Source organism: Rhodococcoides corynebacterioides NBRC 14404, assembly GCF_001894765.1.
GTDB classification, from domain to species: Bacteria; Actinomycetota; Actinomycetes; order Mycobacteriales; family Mycobacteriaceae; genus Rhodococcoides; species Rhodococcoides corynebacterioides.
Map to the genome: position 1 here is coordinate 222,852 of NZ_BCWV01000001.1, position 19,696 is coordinate 242,547.

Here is a 19,696-nt window from a genome sequence, read left to right on the forward strand (position 1 = left end):
CACAGGGGGATGAGCGACGCGAAGCAGGACCGAATCTCGTGAGAAGAGTACCGAAACCTACCGACTGGATCGTTAGTGCGTCCGAAGTGTTACAGAAGCAACGTTCGTCGGGCGGTGAGACGACGGACAACCGGGTACACCTCGACGCACCGTTCGCACGCCGAGGAGGATGACCAGGGTGACCGCCCAGCAGATCGACCCCGACGCCGATCGACTCCCACGTCGCCGCCCGTCCGTCGTCGTCATCGGGGGTGGCTTCGGCGGCCTCTACGCCGCGCGACGACTTCGTAAGGTCGACGGCGACGTCACCGTGCTCGACCGCGGCACCTCGCACGTCTTCCAACCTCTGCTCTACCAGTGCGCGACGGGACTGCTGTCCGAAGGATCGATCACCTCTCCGCTGCGCCATCTGCTGCGGCGGCAGAAGAACACGCACGTGGCGCTCGGCGAGGCGTCGGGCATCGACCCCGAGAACCGAACCGTCACCGCAACGCGCATGGACGGGTCGACGTTCGAGTTGCACTACGACTACCTCGTGGTCGCCGCGGGCATGCGGCAGAGCTACCACGGGCACGAGGAGTTCGCGCAGCACGCGCCGGGGATGAAGACCGTCGACGACGCCCTGGCGATCCGACGCAAGCTCATCGGTGCGTTCGAGATGGCCGAATCGCTCCCCACCCCGGAGGAACGACGCCCGTGGCTCACGTTCGCCGTCTCGGGTGGCGGCCCGACGGGGGTGGAGATCGCCGGGCAGATCCGCGAACTGGCCACGCGTGCCCTCGAGCACGAGTTCCGGGCGATCGATCCCGGCGAGGCGCGGGTGTTGCTGTTTCACGGCGGCGATCGCGTGCTGGAGTCGTTCGACGAGCGCCTGTCGGCGAAGGCGCAGAAGACGCTGGACGCCGTCGGCGTCGAGACGCACCTGGGCGTGCACGTCACCGACGTTCGCGCCGACGGCATCGAGACGACGACGAAGAAGGACGAGAAGGTCACCTCTTACGACTGCCGAACCGTCCTGTGGACGGCGGGTGTCGAGGCGGTGCCGTTCGCCGGGACTCTCGCTCGGGCCCTCGGAGTCTCTCAGGATCGCGGCGGCCGCATTCCGGTCCAGCCCGATCTGTCCGTCGCCGGCCACCCCGAGATCTACGTGGTGGGCGACGTCAGTGCGCTGAACGACCTGCCCGGTGTCGCCGAGGTGGCCATGCAGGGCGGACACCACGCCGGGGCGATGATCGCGAAGAGCCTCGAGCGGGGTCAGCGGCACTCCACGCCCTTCCGGTATCGCGATCTCGGATCCGCCGCGTACATTGCTCGTCGTCACGCGTTGCTGCAGGCGGGTCCGATCCAACTGTCGGGGTTCGCAGGATGGGCGGCGTGGGGTGCGATCCACATCGCCTTCCTCTCCGGCCGGCGCAATCGGGCCGGAACCCTGATCAACTGGGCGGCCACGCTGGCCTCCGGAACGCGCCGCGAGCGTGCGGTGACCTTCGGCGATCCCGAGACCGCGCGCAGACCGTACACCTGACCCGAACCGGGTCGCGCGTTCGTGGAGAGCGAGTAAAACCGTCGGGGTGACGCCTGTCGGTGTGTTTCGTTACACTTCGGGACGGAAAGCAGCGCCGGTGGTCCGGTCCGCTGCACGCGAACTGTCGAAGGCGGCTGATGAGCTCGGTTCTCGGGGTGTCCGTGGGCACCAGTGCGGTGCGCATGGCCAGCCCCGTGCGCGAGGTGCACGCGGGGTCGACCGCGCGGTTCCGCCACCGTGTCATCGACACCAGCTTCGACCCGGCCGAGCAGCTCGCCGCCCAGTCCATCGGTGAGGTGCTGGCAGATCCGGCCATGCCGGACCCCATCGCGGCCACCGGCGTCGCTTATCGCGACGATGCGCAGGCCGGTGCCGTCGCCAAGGCCATGGCCCGCCAACACATCGCGAACTACCGCCTGGTGCCGGAAGTCCACGCCGCGATCGGCTTCCTGCGGACCACCGGCGACCTGGAGGGGTTGCGGACGGTCGCGTTGTACGACCTCGGCAGTTCCGGCCTGTCCGTCACCGTCGTCGATCTCGAGACCGGCGAGGTCCTGGCGTCGGAACGCAGCTTCGTGGTCAGCGGCAATCTGTTCGACGCCCTGATCCGGGACAACCAGATCGGACGCCAGCAGCCGGGCGCCGACGGCGTCGACGAGCGGGAGTTCGAGGCTCGCTGTCGAGTCGCCAAGGAGCAACTGTCCACCAACGGCGCGGTGTGCATACCCGGGATGGGCGGCCTGATCCTGCTCTCCCGCGAGGCGTTCGACGCCATGGCGACGGTCCCGATCGAATCGTCGGCCCGGCTGACGCGGGACGTCCTCGCCCGCGTCGACCGTCCGGTCGACGCCCTCGTTCTGGTCGGCGGCGGTGCCCGTATCCCGCTCGTGCAGGAGACGCTCGCCTCCTGGGTGGGTCTGCGCACCATCACGCCCGACGAGCCGGAACTGGTCGCCGCCAAGGGCGCTGCTCTGTCCGCGACGCCGGTCGAGCACGCTTCCACCGTCGTGGCGCCGATGGGGCACGCTCCCACCGTCGCGGCGCCGGTCGACGACGCCCGTCCCGCGCCGGTCGCTCCTCGGCCGGGGCCGCCCGTCGACCCGGGGCCGGCCGCCGACGAAACCGCACCCGAGGACGCTCCCCGGTCGAGCGGCATGGCCTACAGCGAGGTCGCGGATCCGCGCTCGGCGGAGACGCCGGCATGGCTGTCCGGGGACACCGGTGCACCGTCGTCGGAGGGGTATCGACGGCGCTCCAAGGCGCCGCTGTTCGCCGCGCTCGGTCTGGCCGTCGCGGCAGCGGTCGGCCTCGTGCTGGGCTACGGCGGCACCTCGTCGCGAGCGGTGGACGACGCGTCCACCGGTGCCGAGGTCACGACGACGGTGCCCGTGACCACCACGCCGCGAGCAACGACCACCCCGCCGACGACCACGCCCCCGCCGCCGTCGCCCACCACCACCGTCGCACCGCCCGTCGAGGACTCGGCGCCGGTGTACGAGGCGCCCGCTCCGGCGCCTGCGCCGGCTCCGGCCCCGGCGCCGCTGATCCCGGGCCTGCCGCAGTTCCAGCTGCCGCCCCCGATTCAGTTGCCCCCGTTGGTTCTTCCGCGCTTCTGATACTTCCGCGCTTCCGGTACTTCCGCGCTTCTGATACCGACGCGAGCGCCGTAGCCCCCCGACGACGCCACCGCGAGGGGTGGCGCCGCTGCTACGGCGATCGCGTCGGTGTGCACTCGTTGTCGAGTGCGGCCTTGAGGTATCCGGCGGTCTGATAGACGTAGCTCCACGCCCACTCGACGACGTTCTGCGAGGTGGGGTTGGCTGCCATGGTGACGCGGCCGGAGAAGCACTGCTCCACGATGAAGCGCGCGCGGGACAGGTGCGGGGTATAGGTGACCACGATGACGTGGTGCCAGTTCTTCTCCTCCGCGAGCGCGGCGATTTCCTCGGCCTCGCCTTTGGTGGAGTACGGATCGGGGAGGAAGCAGCTGACCGTCACCGAGTAGTCGCCGTCGCAGATCTGTTGCATCCGAACGTCGTCCGGCCCGACGGAATTGGACAGCACCACCTCCGGTGCGTATCCGCTCTCGGCGAGGTCGATGCCGTAGTGGAAGCGGGCGTAGGGCTCCCCGCCGAGCACGACGACGGCGTCGGCGGGCTCGAGGGGATCGACTTGCGGGTGGACGTACACGGGCCATCCCGCCGCGATCACCACCGCGAGCAGAGCCGTGCACGCCACCAGGAGGCGGCGGAGGGTCATGGTCGATCAGCCGCCGGTCCGCCGGAGCACGGCCATCACCGTGCGGAGGAGAATCTTGACGTCGAGCCAGAGCGACCAGTTCTCGATGTAGTAGTTGTCGTAGAGCGCGCGGTCCTGCAGCGAGGTGTCGCCGCGGAGTCCGTGCACGGCGGCCCACCCGGTGAGTCCTCCCGGAACACGGTGTCGCGCACTGTATCCGGGGATCTCGCTGGCGAACTTGTCCACGAAGTGCGGTCGCTCGGGCCGCGGGCCCACCAGGTCCATGTCTCCCTTGACCACGTTCCACAGCTGCGGGAGTTCGTCCAGCGAGGTCGCGCGGAGGAACCGGCCGAGGCGACCGATGCGCGCGTCCTGCGAGATGTTCCAGGTGGTGTCGGCTTCCTCGCGCGACGCCGGTTTCATCGAGCGGAACTTCAGGCATTCGAACACCCGACCGTCCGCGGTGACGCGGATCTGGCGGAAGAGCACCGGTGCCGTGGGATCCGACAACCGCACGGCCACCGCCACCGTGGCGAGGACGGGGGCGAGGGCCACCATGGCAAGCGCGGCCAACAGGCTGCTCACCACGCGCTTGACGCCCCACGCGAGGGACCGGTGCACGTCGCGGCGGATGCGGACCAGCGGGATGGCGTGCAGACGGTCCATGTCACCGGAGACCGACACGAACTCGAACAGCCGAGGGACGACGAAGATCTCGCAGTCCATGCGGTCGCACTCGCGCAGCAGCGTGAGCAGAGCGGACTCGCGCATCGCCGAGAAGGCGATGACGACCGTGTCGATCTGCCGCACGGCGATGTAGGCCCGCAGTTGGTTGGCCAGCGGCTCCACCGGGATGCGGCTGGCCACGATCGCCGGCATCGGCGAATCGTCCAGCAGCGCATGGGGTGCGAGCCCGTGCTCGGGATAGGCCTGCATGCTCTCGACGAGTCGCCCCGCGACCTGGCCGCTGCCGATCACCACGGTGCGACGCTGGAACCGGACGGACCGGCGCAGGCGACGGGTCACCACGTAGGAGAGCTGTCGGCCGACGATCATCGCCACCAGCACGGCACCGGCCACGGCGGTGGCGCCGCCGACGGACGTCCAGGGCGCGGTGATCACCACGGCGACCAGGGTGGCCACGGCCACGGTGGTGGCCATCCGCGGCAGGTCGTCGAGGACGGACAGCGTCAGGCGTTGCCGACGCTGGTGGGGGACCACCACGGCCAGCACCACCAGGACGGCGAGGAGGAGGCGGTTGCCGGCGAACGGCACCGCCGCGAGGGCGACGATCAGGGCCGCCGTCTCGAGCAGCACGCCGAGCACACCGTTGAGATGCAGCGCCAGCCACCGAGAGCCCCGGCTCCGCGGCGCGGACATTCCGGGCCGCAGCGGGATCGGCTCGGCGAGACGATCGTCGACCGGCTCCGTGCGCGGCGTCGGCGCACCCAGCCGTGCCGTCGCGCGCTCGTCCGTGCGCGGCGTCTGGTACTGCACCTCCTCGGCGCGGCGGGCGAAGCGAGGCAGCAGATTGTCCGGCTCGGTTTCCGGGACGGAATCGGAGAGGCGGAGAGGTGCGGTGTCGGAATGTGACGTGGTCATCGACGACTTCCCGGAACGGACGCGGCGGCGTCCTTCCTGCCGTCCGTACCGTCCGTGCCCTCCAGTACGAGGGCGAGCGCGGCGCGGATGGTGGCGATCGAGGCGAAGGTGGACTTGCGCAGCAACACGTCGGGGAACTCGGTGCCGATGGAATCCTCGAGGTCGACCAGGACGGCGACGCTGGCGTGCGACGTCAGCCCGGCATCGAAGAGGTCGTCGGAGTCGGTGATGGTCCACGCGTCGACGGGAAGCCGGCCCGCTCGCTGCAGCGAGCTCCGCACGAGGTGATCGTGCGAGGCGACGGGTGCGTCGTTCGGTGCGGGCGCCGACTGCGTCACGGGGCTCACTCCTTCGAAGTACCTCGGACCGGCGACGGTCCATTCGTGTGCGTGTGCGCACCGCCAGTCGGTGACTGTCTGCGCCCCGCGGCGACACCCGTCGACGAGCGATGAGAAACTGATGCGGCCCGCTGCTGCGGGGCGACTCGGTTGTCACGGAGAACTATATACGAGTCGTTTCCGTACCGCACGATTGTTTCTGGCCCCGCGAAAGTACCGATACTCTGTCGAGGTGTCCGTTGTGTCCGATCTTCACCGCGTCCGTCGTGCCTTCGGGGAATCCGCTGCCCCGTGGGCTGTCACCACTCACGATGTCGGTGAACACCACTGGACGGCCTTCAGCGGTACGCAACAGATCGACTACAACATTGCGCTGGTGCACGGCGGTGACGTGCAGGTTCTGGTGGCCGCGGCCATGTCGGCTCTCGCGGACCACCGGGTCCCCGGCCTGATCATGCTCGCCGGGGAGGGCCTGTCGGGTGCGCAGGTGATGGCCGACGCCGGGTGGGTCGCCGCACGGGCGATGCCGCTCATGCGCCGTCACGCCAACGCCGGGGTCGCGGCGGACGACGTGCGCGAGATCACTCCCGCGGACCTGCCCCGCACGCGCGAGCTCGCGAGCGAGGCGTTCGGGCTCGGCCGCGAGCTGGCGGGCGCCGTCTTCACCGACGATCTGCTCGCGCGCGACGACGTCGTCTTCGGCGGCATGTGGGAGGACGGCGACGGCGAGAACGGGGGCACGTCGTCCATGGTCTGCTGCGGGCTGCTCTGCCGCGCCGAGGGGACGTCCGTCGGATGGACTCTCGCGACGGACCCGTCGCGGCAGCGTCGTGGGTACGCCTCCCGGCTCGTGGCCGGCGTCAAGCACATCGACGCGGGCACGCGCGGTCCCACCGAGGATCTGTGCCTGGCCTCGATCCCCGGCGCGCCGCTGTACGAGCACATCGGATTCGAGCGGCTCGAGCACTGGCAGGTCTGGACGCGGCCTCGGTGGATGCTCGGCGCGTCCTGACCGACCGGCGTCGGTGATCTCGGCGGTTCGCCGACTCGCCCCCCTGGAAACGGGGCGCAGGTCCGGCATCTCCGGAAAAGTCGATCGCGGCGGTCGGTCTGTTTGCGCCACAGGTGTTTTGGATCACTCGACCTTCGGCGAGTCGCACCCGCACGACGTCCCGCCGGTGCTTTTCTGTGCCAGGGGTGACCGGGGGGCCGTGGCATCCCGTCTGCGAGCGAGGAGAGTCCATGATGGGTCCGGGGCGTACGGAGAAGATGGGTCGGCGGTCGTTGCTCGTCGGCGGAGTGGCCGCTGGGGTCGGAGCGGCCGCGCTGGTCGGCTCGTCGCGGGATCCGATCGCCGTCGAGATGACCGCGGGTGAGACCGATCCCGGGTCGTTGCTCGGCTGGGTCAGCGTCAAGGCGGCGCCGTTCAACGCGCAGGGCAACGACACCGCGGACGACACCGCGGCCATCGCCGCCGCGTACACCGCGGCGCAGCAACAGGGTCGGCCGCTGTACTTCCCGCCGGGGGAGTACCGGGTGCGGTCGCTCCCCGCGTTCGACAACTACGCCACCGTGTTCGGTGCGGGCGCGGACCTGACGACGATCATCCACGCCTCGTCCGGCACGCTGCTGACGCTGAAGGACAAGCAGCGCGTGGCCATCAAGAACCTCGGGATCTTCTCGCTCGATCCGAACTCGACGGCCGTCGTGCTCGATCACTGCTTCCGGTGCTCGTTCGACTCGGTGGTCTTCCGCGGGAACCACACCTCGGGGACCCACCCGCGGTTCCTCCCGCAACGCGGGGTGTCGTTGATCAACAACACGGGCGGCACGTCGTTCGTCAACTGCGACTTCAACAACTACGGCACCGCCATGTCCACCACCGCGATCCAGTCCTACATCGCGAACTGCAAGTTCACCACCAACTGGGTGAGCCTGCTGGGCACGGGAAACAACTTCGCGTCCGGAATGTCGCTCGCCAACGTCGAATTCACCTCCGACATCAACCCGAAGACGACGTCGGTGCACCTGCTCGTGGACGGCCGGGCCAACGACTGGTGGCTCACCAACGTCTGGTTCGAAGGCGCCGCCACGGCCCTGCAGATCGGCAAGTCCGGAGTCGGCGGGCCGTCGCAGTTCGGCATGGTCAACTGCAAGGTCGCGGCCCGGACCATCGGACTGGACCTGTTGCACTGCCGCCAGCCCTACCTGGCCAACATCGCCTTCGACGCCGACCAGCAGTCGACGCCCCGGCTGATTCGCATCGATCCGAACAACGTCGCGGAGGGCACCGCCGTCAACCTCATCACCAGCCAGGGCGCGGATTTTCCGCTGAACACCTTCCCTCGGGGGTGGTCCGTCCAGGGCCGCGGCAAGACGGTGTCCGCCGGTGGGGGGCCGATCGTCACGTCCCCGGACGGCAAGAGCTGGCGGCTCACCATCTCCAACTCCGGCCAGGTGTCGGGTCAGAACCTCGGGGTCATCTGAGCGGGTCTCACGGCCGGGTGCGGCCGAGTGAGTCGGTGCGCAACGCCCCGTCGGTCCCGACGACGAGTCGCCAGTACCCGCCGTCCGAATCCTTGAGCACCACACCGGCTCCGGGGTCGTCGGAGACCCAGGTGCCGTCGGGTCGGACCACCGCGGTGGTGCGTCCGTCCCGCTCGGTGCGCAGCAGATCGCCGTCGCCCGTGGCCCGAGCGACCACGGTGCCGGTGTACGTCGCGCCTGCGACGGCGCCGCGGCCGATCACCGTCCAGTCGGGCGGGAACGCGGAGAAGTCGACGTCGTCGTCGGATCCAGAGATCAGGTTGATCGCCGTGCCGGTCGGGGTGTGCACCGGGTCGACGACGAGCTCGGCCGGCGTGCTGTTCGGGTCCGGATCGAGAATGACGTTGGCGAGGTACGGCTGTCGGCAGTACCGGAGTTCGATGCAGGTGGTGCGCGCCGCGACCTTGCAGTTGACCATGCCGAACTGCGACGGGCCGCCGACGTCCGGCGCCCCGACCGACACCGCGATGTCGGACCCCTCGAACCAGACGTTGGTGAGCCACCAGTCGTTGGCCGGACCGTCCACCACCAGGTGCTTGTCGGTGGTGTCCCGGTCGTTGTCCGAGACGAACTCGACGTTGGTGAGGGCGAGCCCCGCCGTGAAGTCCCCGCCGGTGCCGAGCACGCCGACGCGGTTGCTGGTGAACTTCGACGCCGTGACGTAGTTCTGGATGGTCCGGGTGGTGAGTCCGACCCCGAAGTTGTTGATGTCGCAGTTGGTGAACGAGGTCCCACCGGTGTTGTCGGAGAGCACGATTCCGCGCTGCTCCACGAACTGCGGGAACGTCGACGACGAGTGGTTGCCCCGGATCGTCACCGAGTCGAAGGAACAGCGGAAGCACCCGGCCAGGACGATGCCGGTGGCCGTGGGTCCGGTCAGGAAGAACCCGAGCCGCCGGAAGTTCACTCGCTGCTTGTCCCGCAGCTCGATCAGTGTGCCGTTCTGCTCGTACAGCACCGTCGTGACGTCGGCGCCGTCTCCGGACAGGGTGGCGTAGTCCGGCATGGCCGGCCAGGACGTGACCCGGTACGTCCCCGTCGGCAGATACACCGCCGTCGGGCGGTCGAGGCCCTCGAAGGCCCGCGCGATGGCCGCGGTGTCGTCGGTGGTCCCGTCTCCGGTCGCGCCGAAGTCGCGGACGTTCCGGGCGGCCGGAGCGTCGCCGATCGGGGCGTTGCCGAATTCCGCTGTGGGGGCGTCGTCGTCACGCGAGCAGGCCGCGGCCATCAGGGGAAGCGACGCCGCGCCGAGACCGCCGAGCAGCAGCCGTCGGCGGTCGACACCGGAGGAGCTCATGCGCTGAGCGCTCCGTCCCGGCGCTCCGGGGTCACCGACAGGGCACCGAGCACGGAGTCGGTCACCGCGGCGCGGAACGTGTGGTGGAACCCCGAGTGATCGCCGACGCCGACCTCGACGACGGACGGCGTGCGACCGGTGCGGGCGATGCGGCGGAGCCCTTCCGTCCCGCGCTGATCGACGAACCACCGGTGGTCCGCGGGGGCGAGCACCACCGTGGTCTGCACCCCGCGCTCGGCGAGGGTGCGCAGCATGACCTCGGGTACCTGGGTGATGCCCTGTCGTCCCAACAGCAGCCACGCTCGATACGGAAGATGGCGTTGCAGAGCGGCTTTGATCCGTGCGCGCGGCGTCTTCTGCCACTCCGGGGCCGTGCGCGGCACGCCCATCGTGGCCGGGTCCACGGCGCCGACGGCGGACTTCTTCTGGCGCCAGCTGTACCCGATGGCGTTCACCAGCACCACCGAGGCCGCGCCCGTACGAGACGCGGCGTAGGCGGCATTCCACGACCCGGAACAGATCCCGGACAACACCACTCGACGCGAGTCGGGGTGCGCCTCGCGAGCCGCGGTGACGACGTCGTCCGCGCCCTCGGGCGAGTAGATCGGGGTGTGTTCGCGCGCCGTCACCGGGCCGGTCTCACCGGCGCCGCGCCGGTCGTACCGCAGGGCGCTGCGGCCGGACAGCGCTGCGCGACGGGCGGATTCGACCCAGAGCCGCGCCGGCCCGATTCGGGTGTCGTTGGCCGTCGCGCAGAACACCACCGTGGCGTCGGCGTCGCGCCGGGCGGGCCCGTCCTCGGGAGCGGTCGGCGTGGTCCGAACGGCGAACAGTCCGTGCTCGCCGAGTGCCTCGATGGTCTCGAGCACCTGGCCGCCGCCCGTGCGGATCGTCGCCGATCGCCGCGGGGTGAACGACACCGGGTCGGCCGGCAGGCCCTCGTGGGCATCGCTCAGCGCGCCGGTGATCGTGCGGACGGCGTCGGCCGGAATCGGGACGAGAAAGCTGGCGGGCGAGACGAAATCGGCCATCGGACCCACGTCGACCGTGCGGGCGTCGGCCGCCTCGAGGGTCGCGGACAGCCGTGCGGCGGCGCCGCCCTCGCGCAGCGCAGCGATCCAGGTGCCGACGGTCGGGGCGGACAGGGTGAGGCTCAGGGCGGACAGTTCGGCCGCCGCCTCACGAGAGAGGCTCTGTCCCAGCGTGTGCAGCTCGGCGCCGTCGCTCGACACCGGATCCGTGTCGGACCCGACCCCCAACCGGTAGAGCGCCTGCTGTTCGCGGACGTAGCCCCGCCCGCGCGGAGTCGGATCCCACAGCACCACCGTGTGCAGCGGCCCGAGATCGGCGGCGGCGTGATCGAGCAGCAGTGCGCCCACCCGCAGTCCTACCGCGGAGACGGTGCGGCACCCCATCGCGCGCAGTGCTGCGACCCCCTCGGCGATGCTCGCGGTCCATCCTGCGAGGGCATCCGGGGCGTTCTGCTCGCCCGACGAATCACCCACGCCCGCATAGTCGAACCGGAGTACCGCGAAGCCCGCCGCCGCCAACTCCTGCGCCAGGAACTTCATCCCGCGGTAGGTGTCCACGTGCTCCTTGCCCATCGGCGGGCACAGCAACACGCCGGCTCGGGCGCGCCCGTCGTCCGGCAGGTGCACCACCCCGAACAGGGGGCGGTCCGTCGATCCGAACCAGGTCGGGGACGTGGTCATCGGGCAGAACTCCTTCGGTGCCGAGTGTGCGGAGGGGGTGAGCGCGGATCAGTCCGTGTGACGACGCAGGGTCGACGGCCGGTGCACCCGGCCGTTGCGCGCCCCGGCGAACGGGGACGCATCCTCGTCGCCGTGCGCGGACTCGGCCGGCGAGTCCTCCGACGAGGAGTCGCGGTCGGCCTGCTCGGTCCTGTCGGCACCGGAGCGGCCGGTGCCGCGCGAGCGCATCCTGCGCAGCGCCGAGGACGAGGGTGCGGTCTTCTTGGGCGCCACCCGAGTGGGTGCCGACTCCTCCGCCGACTCCTCGGCCGATGTCTCCGCCGACTTCTCAGCCGGCTCGTCGGCCGCGGTATCAGTCGACGTGGTGTCGGTCGAGTCCGTCGACTCGACGTGGGACTCGGTCGTGTCCGTGGCGTCGGTCGCGCCAGTGGTGGTCGACGTGGTCGACGTCGTGCTCTCGGCCTCGTCGGTCGCCGTCGTGTCCGCCTCGTCGCGCCGGTCGACCGCCGCGGCCTCGTCCCGGTGGTCGACCACGGTGAGCCGGTCGGTCACGGCGTCGGCCGGCGACCCGGCCGCGCTGTAGGACTCGCGGGCGTCGTAACCCAGGTGGTCGTCGTAGCCCTGGCGGTCGTCGTAGCCCTGACGGTCGTCGTAATCCCGGTGGTCGTCGTAACCCTGGTGATCGGCGTAGCTGTGTCGACCGTCGTGACCCTGCTGGTCGTCGTACGGCTCGGTGGAGTCCTGGTACCGACCCTCGTCGCGACGGGGGACGGGCCGGGCGTCCGGCGTGGCCGGTGCCGCGGGCGTGAGGGTATCGGCGGCGGCGTCCTGCCCGCGGCGACGGAGCAGCGCGGGCGAGAAGCTCGCCGGGCGGTGGGGCACCAGGATCGTGCCGGCCACGGACGCGCCGATGTCGGACAGCTCGGTGAGGACTTCCTCGAGGTCCGCCACCGTGGTGGTGCCGGCCTCGACGACCACGACGGTGTGGTCGGCATGCGCGGCGAGGGCGAGGGCGTCGGTGCCGTCGGTGGTTCCGGTGGCGTCGACCAGCACGTAGTCGTGCTCCCGGCCGAGCTCCTGCAGGATCGTTGCGAATCGCGCGGACACGAGGAACGTGGCGGTGTCGTCGTCCACCTGCCCGAGCGGCAGGACGCGCAGATCGCTCACCTGCGTGGGCCGGGTCAGTTCGTTCGCCGACCGGCGCTGATGCGCCAGGTCCGCGACACCCGGCAACGTGGCCGGACGCATGCGCGAGGAGATGCCGCGCCCGGAGGTGGCGGCGTCGACCATGAGCGTCGACTTGCCGAGCACCGCCAGCGCGCGGGCCACCGGGAGCACCGTGTCGGACGCGCTGGACGGGCGCGACCGCGACGACGCGGCGGTCGATCCCACGAAGACGACGACGCGCGGCGACGCCTCGGCGAGCACGCCGTCGAGTCGCAGTGCGACCCGTCGGGTGTCGGTGGTCCGCGACGACGACTCGACGCCGCCCAGGAAGTGCGTGGTGCTCAGCGCGGCGACCTGGCCGGTGGTGCGGATGCGCTTGTCGAGCCGGTCGCGCAGGTACGCGAGACCGCAGCCGAGCAGAAGGCCGACCATCGTGCCGGCCGCGAGGTTCTTGGTGGGGGCGGGGCCGGCGGACGCCGACGGCGTGGTGGCGGGATCGATCACCGTCACCTTGGCGGCGGGGGCCGCGCCGACCTGCGTGCTCTCGAGCTCGCCGACCAGGTCGCGGAACTTGGCGACGACGAGATCGTTGATCACGCGCGCCTGGTCCGGGGTGTCGGCGGAGACGTCGACGGTCATGATGACCGTGGCCGGGGCGAACGACGCGGTGGTGCGCGACGCCAGCTCGGCGGCCGTGGTGTCGAGCGAGAGTTCGCTGATGACGTCGTTCATGACGCGGTCACTGGTGACGAGGTCGACGTAGGACGTGATGCGTTGCTGCGCAGCCATTCCGCCCTGGTAGGAGTCGGCCACCGAGGTCCCCGTCGCCATGGTGACGTACATGCGGCTCTGCGCGGTGTACGAGTAGGTGAGCGACGAGGTGTACACCGCGCCGGCGACGATGCCGGCGACGACGCACGCGAGGATGATCATCCAGCGCCGCTTGGCGATCTCGAAGTAATCGTTCAGACCCATGATGGCGATCCTTTACGTCGACTGTCGATGTCGGGGTAGTCGAAGGTCGTGGGCGGCGGTATCGCCCGCGACTGTCTGCCGTACTCCCCGACCACGAGCGTCACGATCCAGACCAGGATCGCGAGTTGGAGAGACTTGCCGAGAGATTCGGTGGTGCCGAGGATTCCGCGCTCGAAGAGCACGGGGTACTCGATGAGCGTCAGTCCGAGCACCACCAGGACGAAGTGGCGCGCGGTGAGCATGCGCACGGTGATCAGCACCATGACGAAGGTGAAGGTCATGGAGACCATCACCCCGGCGTAACCGCCGAGGACGAATCCCTCGCTGATGTTGCCCTCGGCGAGCGAAACCGAGACGGTCCGCATGTCCACCGAGGAGCCGCGAACCTGTTGTGCCCAGGCGGTTCCGGACTGGAACTTCTCCGCCCCCAGGAGCTGGGACGGGATGAAGTTGAGCACGGCGTTGCGCACGACGTCGAGGTGCGAGATCCACTCCCGACCGTTCATGAAGTACGCGTCGGTGGCCGCTTCGAGCAGATCGAACCGGCGCAGGATCGGCAGGAACGGCTGCACCGCAGGGGGATAGCTCGCCTCGGCGAGCGCGCTGATGGCTTCGGTCTCCGGGTCGACCTTGAGCGCCTGCAGCAGTCCGAACGCGCCGATGGCCGTGACCGAGATGCCGGCGACGCCGAGCACGGTGCGGCGGGTCCACCCGATGAAGGCGAAACGCACCGCGACCGCCAGCGCCGCACCCATGACGGGCGTCTTCGACTCCACGATCACCGTCCACACCAGCTCCATGCCGAGCAGGAAGCCGAGCAGGATCGTGGTGCGCTGCCACGTCGCCGGGCGGGCGAACACGATCAGTCCCAGCGCACCCACGGTGGCCATGGTGGCGGCGAAGTCGAGGAAGGGGTTGGCGCTGGTGACCTCGCCCGCCGAGCCGGCGCTGCCGGTGGCCCACGAGACGAAGCGTCCGCCGAGACCCATCACATAGACGACGGCGAGACCGCGGAAGAAGTCCGGGTCCGCGGTCGGGGCGACGGGGGAGCGGGGCACGACGTTCCGGGAGCGCTGCCACAGCACGTACGCCACCACCAGGGCGACGTAGAACCACAGCCCGAACATCACCGGCTTCAGGACCTCGGCGATGCCCTTGTCGTAGCCCATGGTGGCCAGGCGCGGATCGGCGAGACTGTCCGCGAACTGCGGTTCCGGCAGGACCCACAGCAGCACGACGGGACGCGCGACGTAGCTGAGCGACCAGTACGCGACCTGGGCCACCACGAACACACGCGCGACTCCGCGCAGGGACAGGCCCGCGATCAGCAGGGCCACCAGCGCGAGGGCCGTCACCGCGACGGACGTCACCGCGGTCATCGGATCGCCGCCGTGATCTCGCGGGCGCGGTCGACGTACGCGTGTCCGTCGGCCACGATGCGGGCGCGCCCGCGCTCGGCCATGTCGCGCGCCTCGTCCGGTTCGGCGTCGGCCCACGCCAGGATCTCGGCGAGCTCCTCCGGGGTGGAGAACAGACGGCACTCGGTTCCGTCGTCGAGCAGCCGGGCGTGCTCGTGCGTGCGCTCCCCGACGAACAGGCCGCCCGCCGCCGGCACCTCGAAGGTGCGGCACGTGTGGGTGTCGCGGTTGTCGGAGTTCAGCAGCACCAGGTTGGCGCCGATCGAGGCGACGGCGCCCGAGAACTCCTCGCCGTACACCGCACCGCCGAGGCGCGCCGAGGTGGCCCGCAGCGCGGGAACACGCCGCCACCCGGGTCCGAGGACGGCCATCCGCGCGCCGTGGGTGCGGGCGAGATCGGTGACGAAGTCGCGCCGGTCGGGGCGGCACGCGCCGACGAACCCGACCGTGAACTCCTGCGGGGACCGGCGCGCGGTGGGTCGGTGCCACGCCGGGTCGTAGGCGCTGAGCACGAACAGCGTCTCCCGCGCTCCCCGCTCGGTCAGTTCCGGGACGTTGTGTTCCTTGGTGGTGATCACCAGGTCCCAGTCCCGTTCGCGCCGCAGGTAATCCGGCGTGGTGTTGTAGGGGTTGGCGACGTCGTCCGGGCTGTAGTGCACGCGCACGGCGGCGGGCAGCGCCAGCAGTCGATCCTGGTCCAGGTGCACGGTGCGGAAGCAGAACAGCATGTCCGGCCGGAAGTCCCGCGCCGCGGCGTCGATCCGTCGATGCAGATCCGCCAGCACCCACGGCGCCCGGCCGCGACCGAGCTTGGCGTAGATCCAGGGCGGGGTGAGCCGACCGGGGAGGGCGACGGGCGTGGTGTCGATCACCAGGACGTCGTGGCCCGCCTCGCGGAACCCGTCGGCCATCGAGCGTGCGTTGCTGCCCACCCAGTCGTCACCGAGAAAGAGAATCTTCATCGGTCACCTCCCGGAGAGGCCAGACGCACCGGGACGAGCGGCTCGGTGATGGCGTCGTCGTGTGCGTCCACGGGGGTCTCGCTGCGCCGACGCAGCATGCGGACGCGCAGCAGGTACCAGGTGGCGACGGCGATCTCGCAGGTGAACGTGCCGAACACCAGCGCCCACACCGACCCGGTGGCCACTGCGGCGAGCAGCGCGCCGCCCGCGAAGATCGCGCCGACGACGGCGCCGATCAGCGTTCCTCGGGTGTCCTGCTGGACCGGCAGCACGGCCGTCGTGACGAACGACGTCAGCGCGGTGAAGGGCAGGATGAACGCCTGCACACGCATGATCTCGACGGCGCCGGTGAACTCGGCGCCGAAGATCAGCGGGATCACCCACGGGGCGGCGATCCACAGCACCACCGAGACACCCGCGGCGATGGCCACGGTGGCGCCGAGTCCGCGGAACGCGTTGCCCCAGAAGTGGTCCTCGCGCCCCCGCGCGAGGCGGGGCAGCAGACCGTAGCCGATGGCGTCGAGCAGCGACTGGAACGCACGGACCAGCCGGTCGCTCGCGGAGAACAGACCCAGGGACGCCGCGGAGAGGGCCACCGAGTAGAAGCTGGCCGCACCCTGCCCGTAGCTGGTGATGAGCAGACGCGAGGTGAGCACGGGCGCACCCATTCTCACCATGGCGAGCACCCCGTTCGGCCGCGACGGCAGACCGTGCTCGGTGAGCGTCAGGCGCCAGGTGAGCACCACGTTCACCAGCGTCGAGAGCAGGAGGCACAGCATGGCCACCGACGCGCTGGGGAAGTGCGGGAGCAGACCGACGAGCAGTACCAGGTAGAGGACGCGGCCGATGGACTGGTACACGACGCCGATGCCGAACCTGGCCTCCGCCACCAGAACCCAGTCGTCGCCGAACGAGGAGACGCCGCCCGCGAACAGTCCGAGCAACACCATGTGGAGATGGACGTGGGCGTCGACCAGCATGCCCAGCGCGAGAGCGACACCCATCGCGCTCAGCACCGCGGCACGCAGGGCCAGGTAGTTGCCGCGGAGGCGATTGACGTTGTCCGCGTTCATCATCGCGGCGAGGAACGTGGTGATGCCCATGTCGACCAGCAGTGCGCCGATGAAGTAGGCCGACATGCCGATGGCGAGCAGGCCCAGTCCCTCGGTGCCGAGGATGCGGGCGGTCAGGGGCAGCGTGACGATGGTGACCAGGTACTGCCCGTACTTGCCGAAGCTGACGAACGCGATGTCGCGCACCGCCGCGAGGCGCGGCGGGACGCGCAGGCGCCGACGCCGGCTCTCGGGTGCGCCGGGCTCGGCACGTCCGGTCAGGTCGATGCGGTCGGTGGCGTCATCCCACACGGGACTCCCCCTCCGACTGCGACTCCGACTCGGACCCGGGCAGCGCGCGCACCGGCGCGGGCCGGCCGACGATGCGGGCGAGGAAATCCTCGACGGCACGGGCGGATTCGGCCACGTCGAACTCGGCGGCGCGGGCCGGTGCGGCCTCGGCCAGCCGCGTGCGCAGACCACGGTCCGCGACGAGGCGATCCAACGCCGCGGCGAGGACGGCCGCGTCACCCGACGGCACCAGGAGGCCGTCGACCCCGTCGCGCACGATCTCGGCGGGCCCGCCCGGTCCCGACGCCACGACGGCGCAGCCGGCCAGCATGCCCTCGACGATCACCTGACCGAAGGGCTCCGCGGTGAGGGTGCAGTGCACCAGCACGTCGGACCGGCGCATGTACTCGGTGGGATCGTCGACGTGACCGGTGAAGACGACGGGGACGTCGAGTGTGGCCGCGCGCTCCTCGAGGTCCGCGCGGTACGGCTCCTCACCGAAGAACGTGCCGCCGACGAGGTAGACCCGTTCGGGGCGCGTCGTCATCCGCGCGAGCGCGTCGAGCAGCACCACGTGCCCCTTCCACGGCGTCAGGCGCGCCACGAGACACAGCACCGTGCGGTCGGACTCGGCCTGCGCGCGGCGCAGCGGGCTGCGGCCCGTCGGGTCGATGCCCGGGTACGCGACCACCGACGGGCGGCGACGCGCGGGCAGCGAGTCGAGCGTCGATACGCTGTTGGCGACGAAGCCGGCGCAGACCACCCGGCCCAGCAGACGCAGGACGGCGGACAGCACGGTGCCGAAGTACTCGGCCGAGATGCGATCGTGCGAATGCCACACCAACGGGATGCCGGCACGTCGGGACGCGACGGTGCCCATGAGCAGGGCCTTCGTGGACTCGGCGACGAGCACGTCGGCGCCGCGCTCGCGCGCGAGGCCGCCGACCTCCCAGCCCAGCCGGACCAGTCCGGTGACGCCGCGGAGCACCCGCGCCGGGGACAGGCCGCCGATGGTCACCGTGCGGCTGTCGAACGGCCCGTCGACGACGACGGTGTCGATGCCGTCGGCCCGGACGCGCTCGACCATCGGGCCGTACTCGGTGAACGCCACCGTGACGTCGGTGTCGCGCATCGACCGGACCAGACGGTGGAGGGCGATCTCGGCGCCCGACGGAGCGGCGGTGTGGGCGAGGAACAGAGCCCGGGTCATGACACCACCTCCCGGTAGAGCTCGACGTGCTCGGCCGCGGCGGAGTCCCAGGAGAAGCGTTCCGCGTGGGCGCGGCAGGCCTCGGCGCCGGGGACGACGCCGTCCAGCGCGGTGGTGAGGCGGGCCGCGAGTGCGCCGGCGTCCCCCGCCGGAACGATCAGCGAGGGTTCCAGACCGGCGACGGCGTCCGGCAGGCCGCCGCAGTCGGTGACCACGGGCGGGCATCCGACGGCGCACGATTCCAGGGCGATCAGCCCGAAGCCCTCGAGCGCGACCGTCGGGACCACCGAGACGGTGGCCGCGGCGTAGAGGCTGCGCAGCCGCGCGTCGTCGACGCGGCCGAGGAACTCGATGGACGCCGACGCGGGCGAGTTCGCGGCGAGCGCGCGCAGCGCACTCTCCTGCGTGCCCTCGCCGACGACGAGCAGTCGGGCGTCGGGATGGGCCGACGCCACCGCCGGCCAGGCCGCGATGAGGCGGTCGATGCCCATGCGGTTCTCGAGTCGACGCACGCACAGCACGGTCGGGCGGTCGGACCGGCGCTCGGCGGGGACGGTGAAGCGAGCGAGGTCGACGCCGGGCGCGATGACGCGGATCCGGTCGGCGTCGACGCCGTAGTCGGTCCGCAACAGCCGGGCCGAGTGCTCGGAGAGGACGACGAACCGATCGATGTCGAGGAAACGCAGCCGCTCCACCCAGTACTTGGCCCGGACCGCGGCGGGACTCTCGCCGGAGGCGGCGCTCTCTGCGGCCCACGGACCGTGGAAGTGCGCGACCGACGGCAGCCGGCCCCGGCGACCCAGAGCCGGGCGGCCGAACAGGCTGAAGTGACGATCGACGACGGTGGAGGAACTCAGCCCGCGGTCATCGCGGAGCGAGGTCCACACGCGAGCCACCGTGGAGCCGGAGCTGGGCCCCCACGAGTGCCCACCAGCGGCCGCGTTCCCGAAGGCCGACGCGCTGACGCGGGTGTCCGGCCGAGCCTGCAGCGCGAGGAACAGGTCGGTGAAGTAACGATTGAGCCCGCCCGGAGTGGTGGCGAACCACTCGGCGCCGGTCATGTGGACCTGCACCGTCGAAGTGGCCGTCACGGATGCGGGTGTCATCGGGGTCCATAGCCTTTCCCTCTCGTGGGTGTGCGTGCCCCGGTGGGCGTGCACACGGCGTGTCCGTCCGCATCGCTGTTTCTGTGAGGTGGAACCAGGAGGCGCCTGGTTCCCGTTCACGAACCAGTCGAGTGCGGGCGATGCCGGCGATGTGGTCGCCCCCGTCCGTCGACTTCTGCTCCGGCCCCGCTCGGAGCAGTACGTCCGGGGTATCGGCTGCGCTGCCGATGCCGTCCCACCCGGTCGCGCATCGCAC

15 protein-coding genes are annotated in these 19,696 nt (G+C 70.8%); 4 read left to right on the top strand and 11 right to left on the bottom strand.

Going from position 1 to position 19,696, the window contains the following annotated elements:
• Nucleotides 1-178: 178 nt before the first annotated feature.
• Both RC2_RS01080 and RC2_RS01085 read left to right on the top strand, forming a co-directional pair.
• Complete coding sequence (locus RC2_RS01080; protein ID WP_245810902.1) at nucleotides 179-1,525, top strand: NAD(P)/FAD-dependent oxidoreductase; 1,347 nt, start codon at nucleotides 179-181, stop codon at nucleotides 1,523-1,525.
• 137 nt (nucleotides 1,526-1,662) lie between these two features.
• Complete coding sequence (locus RC2_RS01085) at nucleotides 1,663-3,141, top strand: DUF7159 family protein (protein WP_068145362.1); 1,479 nt, start codon at nucleotides 1,663-1,665, stop codon at nucleotides 3,139-3,141.
• A 91-nt stretch (nucleotides 3,142-3,232) separates the two neighbouring features.
• Here RC2_RS01085 and RC2_RS01090 read toward each other — a convergent pair whose 3' ends face one another.
• The 3 genes from RC2_RS01090 to RC2_RS01100 are packed head-to-tail and all read right to left on the bottom strand — an operon-like array spanning nucleotide 3,233 to nucleotide 5,703.
• The gene (locus RC2_RS01090; protein WP_068145365.1) at nucleotides 3,233-3,784 is read right to left on the bottom strand and encodes a YdcF family protein; all 552 of its coding nucleotides are present in this window, start codon (nucleotides 3,782-3,784) and stop codon (nucleotides 3,233-3,235) included.
• A 6-nt stretch (nucleotides 3,785-3,790) separates the two neighbouring features.
• Nucleotides 3,791-5,365 (bottom strand): sugar transferase, encoded by a 1,575-nt coding sequence (locus tag RC2_RS01095; RefSeq protein ID WP_139277224.1) that lies wholly within the window; start codon nucleotides 5,363-5,365, stop codon nucleotides 3,791-3,793.
• Nucleotides 5,362-5,703, bottom strand: a complete 342-nt coding sequence (locus RC2_RS01100; protein ID WP_371828673.1) for a phosphopantetheine-binding protein — start codon at nucleotides 5,701-5,703, stop codon at nucleotides 5,362-5,364. The genes RC2_RS01095 and RC2_RS01100 overlap by 4 nt, the downstream gene beginning before the upstream one ends.
• Before the next feature lie 232 nt (nucleotides 5,704-5,935).
• Between RC2_RS01100 and RC2_RS01105 the strand changes: the two genes are divergently transcribed.
• Nucleotides 5,936-6,715 (top strand): GNAT family N-acetyltransferase, encoded by a 780-nt coding sequence (locus RC2_RS01105; RefSeq protein ID WP_139277225.1) that lies wholly within the window; start codon nucleotides 5,936-5,938, stop codon nucleotides 6,713-6,715.
• A 230-nt stretch (nucleotides 6,716-6,945) separates the two neighbouring features.
• Nucleotides 6,946-8,190 carry a glycosyl hydrolase family 28-related protein gene (locus RC2_RS01110; protein WP_245810903.1) on the top strand — a complete coding sequence of 415 codons (1,245 nt, stop codon included), beginning with the start codon at nucleotides 6,946-6,948 and terminating at the stop codon, nucleotides 8,188-8,190.
• A 7-nt stretch (nucleotides 8,191-8,197) separates the two neighbouring features.
• On the opposite strand, the gene RC2_RS01115 is transcribed toward RC2_RS01110, so the two are convergent.
• Genes RC2_RS01115 through RC2_RS01150 form a run of 8 tightly spaced genes read right to left on the bottom strand, consistent with a single transcriptional unit; the run spans nucleotide 8,198 to nucleotide 19,395 of the window.
• Complete coding sequence (locus RC2_RS01115; protein WP_068145372.1) at nucleotides 8,198-9,547, bottom strand: glycosyl hydrolase family 28-related protein; 1,350 nt, start codon at nucleotides 9,545-9,547, stop codon at nucleotides 8,198-8,200.
• Entirely contained in the window at nucleotides 9,544-11,259 is a 1,716-nt protein-coding gene (locus RC2_RS01120) for an alpha/beta hydrolase family protein (protein WP_068145375.1), read from the bottom strand. Before RC2_RS01120 ends, RC2_RS01115 begins: the two co-directional genes overlap by 4 nt.
• Before the next feature lie 48 nt (nucleotides 11,260-11,307).
• Nucleotides 11,308-13,401, bottom strand: coding sequence for a Wzz/FepE/Etk N-terminal domain-containing protein (locus RC2_RS01125; RefSeq protein ID WP_068145378.1), 2,094 nt, complete (start codon nucleotides 13,399-13,401; stop codon nucleotides 11,308-11,310).
• Nucleotides 13,392-14,780 (bottom strand): hypothetical protein, encoded by a 1,389-nt coding sequence (locus RC2_RS01130; protein WP_068145382.1) that lies wholly within the window; start codon nucleotides 14,778-14,780, stop codon nucleotides 13,392-13,394. The genes RC2_RS01125 and RC2_RS01130 overlap by 10 nt, the downstream gene beginning before the upstream one ends.
• The gene (locus RC2_RS01135) at nucleotides 14,777-15,781 is read right to left on the bottom strand and encodes a CgeB family protein (protein ID WP_068145386.1); all 1,005 of its coding nucleotides are present in this window, start codon (nucleotides 15,779-15,781) and stop codon (nucleotides 14,777-14,779) included. Before RC2_RS01135 ends, RC2_RS01130 begins: the two co-directional genes overlap by 4 nt.
• Nucleotides 15,778-17,145 (bottom strand): lipopolysaccharide biosynthesis protein, encoded by a 1,368-nt coding sequence (locus RC2_RS01140; RefSeq protein WP_245810904.1) that lies wholly within the window; start codon nucleotides 17,143-17,145, stop codon nucleotides 15,778-15,780. Before RC2_RS01140 ends, RC2_RS01135 begins: the two co-directional genes overlap by 4 nt.
• Nucleotides 17,135-18,334 carry a glycosyltransferase family 4 protein gene (locus tag RC2_RS01145; protein ID WP_068145389.1) on the bottom strand — a complete coding sequence of 400 codons (1,200 nt, stop codon included), beginning with the start codon at nucleotides 18,332-18,334 and terminating at the stop codon, nucleotides 17,135-17,137. Before RC2_RS01145 ends, RC2_RS01140 begins: the two co-directional genes overlap by 11 nt.
• Nucleotides 18,331-19,395 carry a glycosyltransferase family 4 protein gene (locus RC2_RS01150; RefSeq protein ID WP_068145392.1) on the bottom strand — a complete coding sequence of 355 codons (1,065 nt, stop codon included), beginning with the start codon at nucleotides 19,393-19,395 and terminating at the stop codon, nucleotides 18,331-18,333. Before RC2_RS01150 ends, RC2_RS01145 begins: the two co-directional genes overlap by 4 nt.
• Between the last annotated feature and the right edge of the window lie 301 nt (nucleotides 19,396-19,696).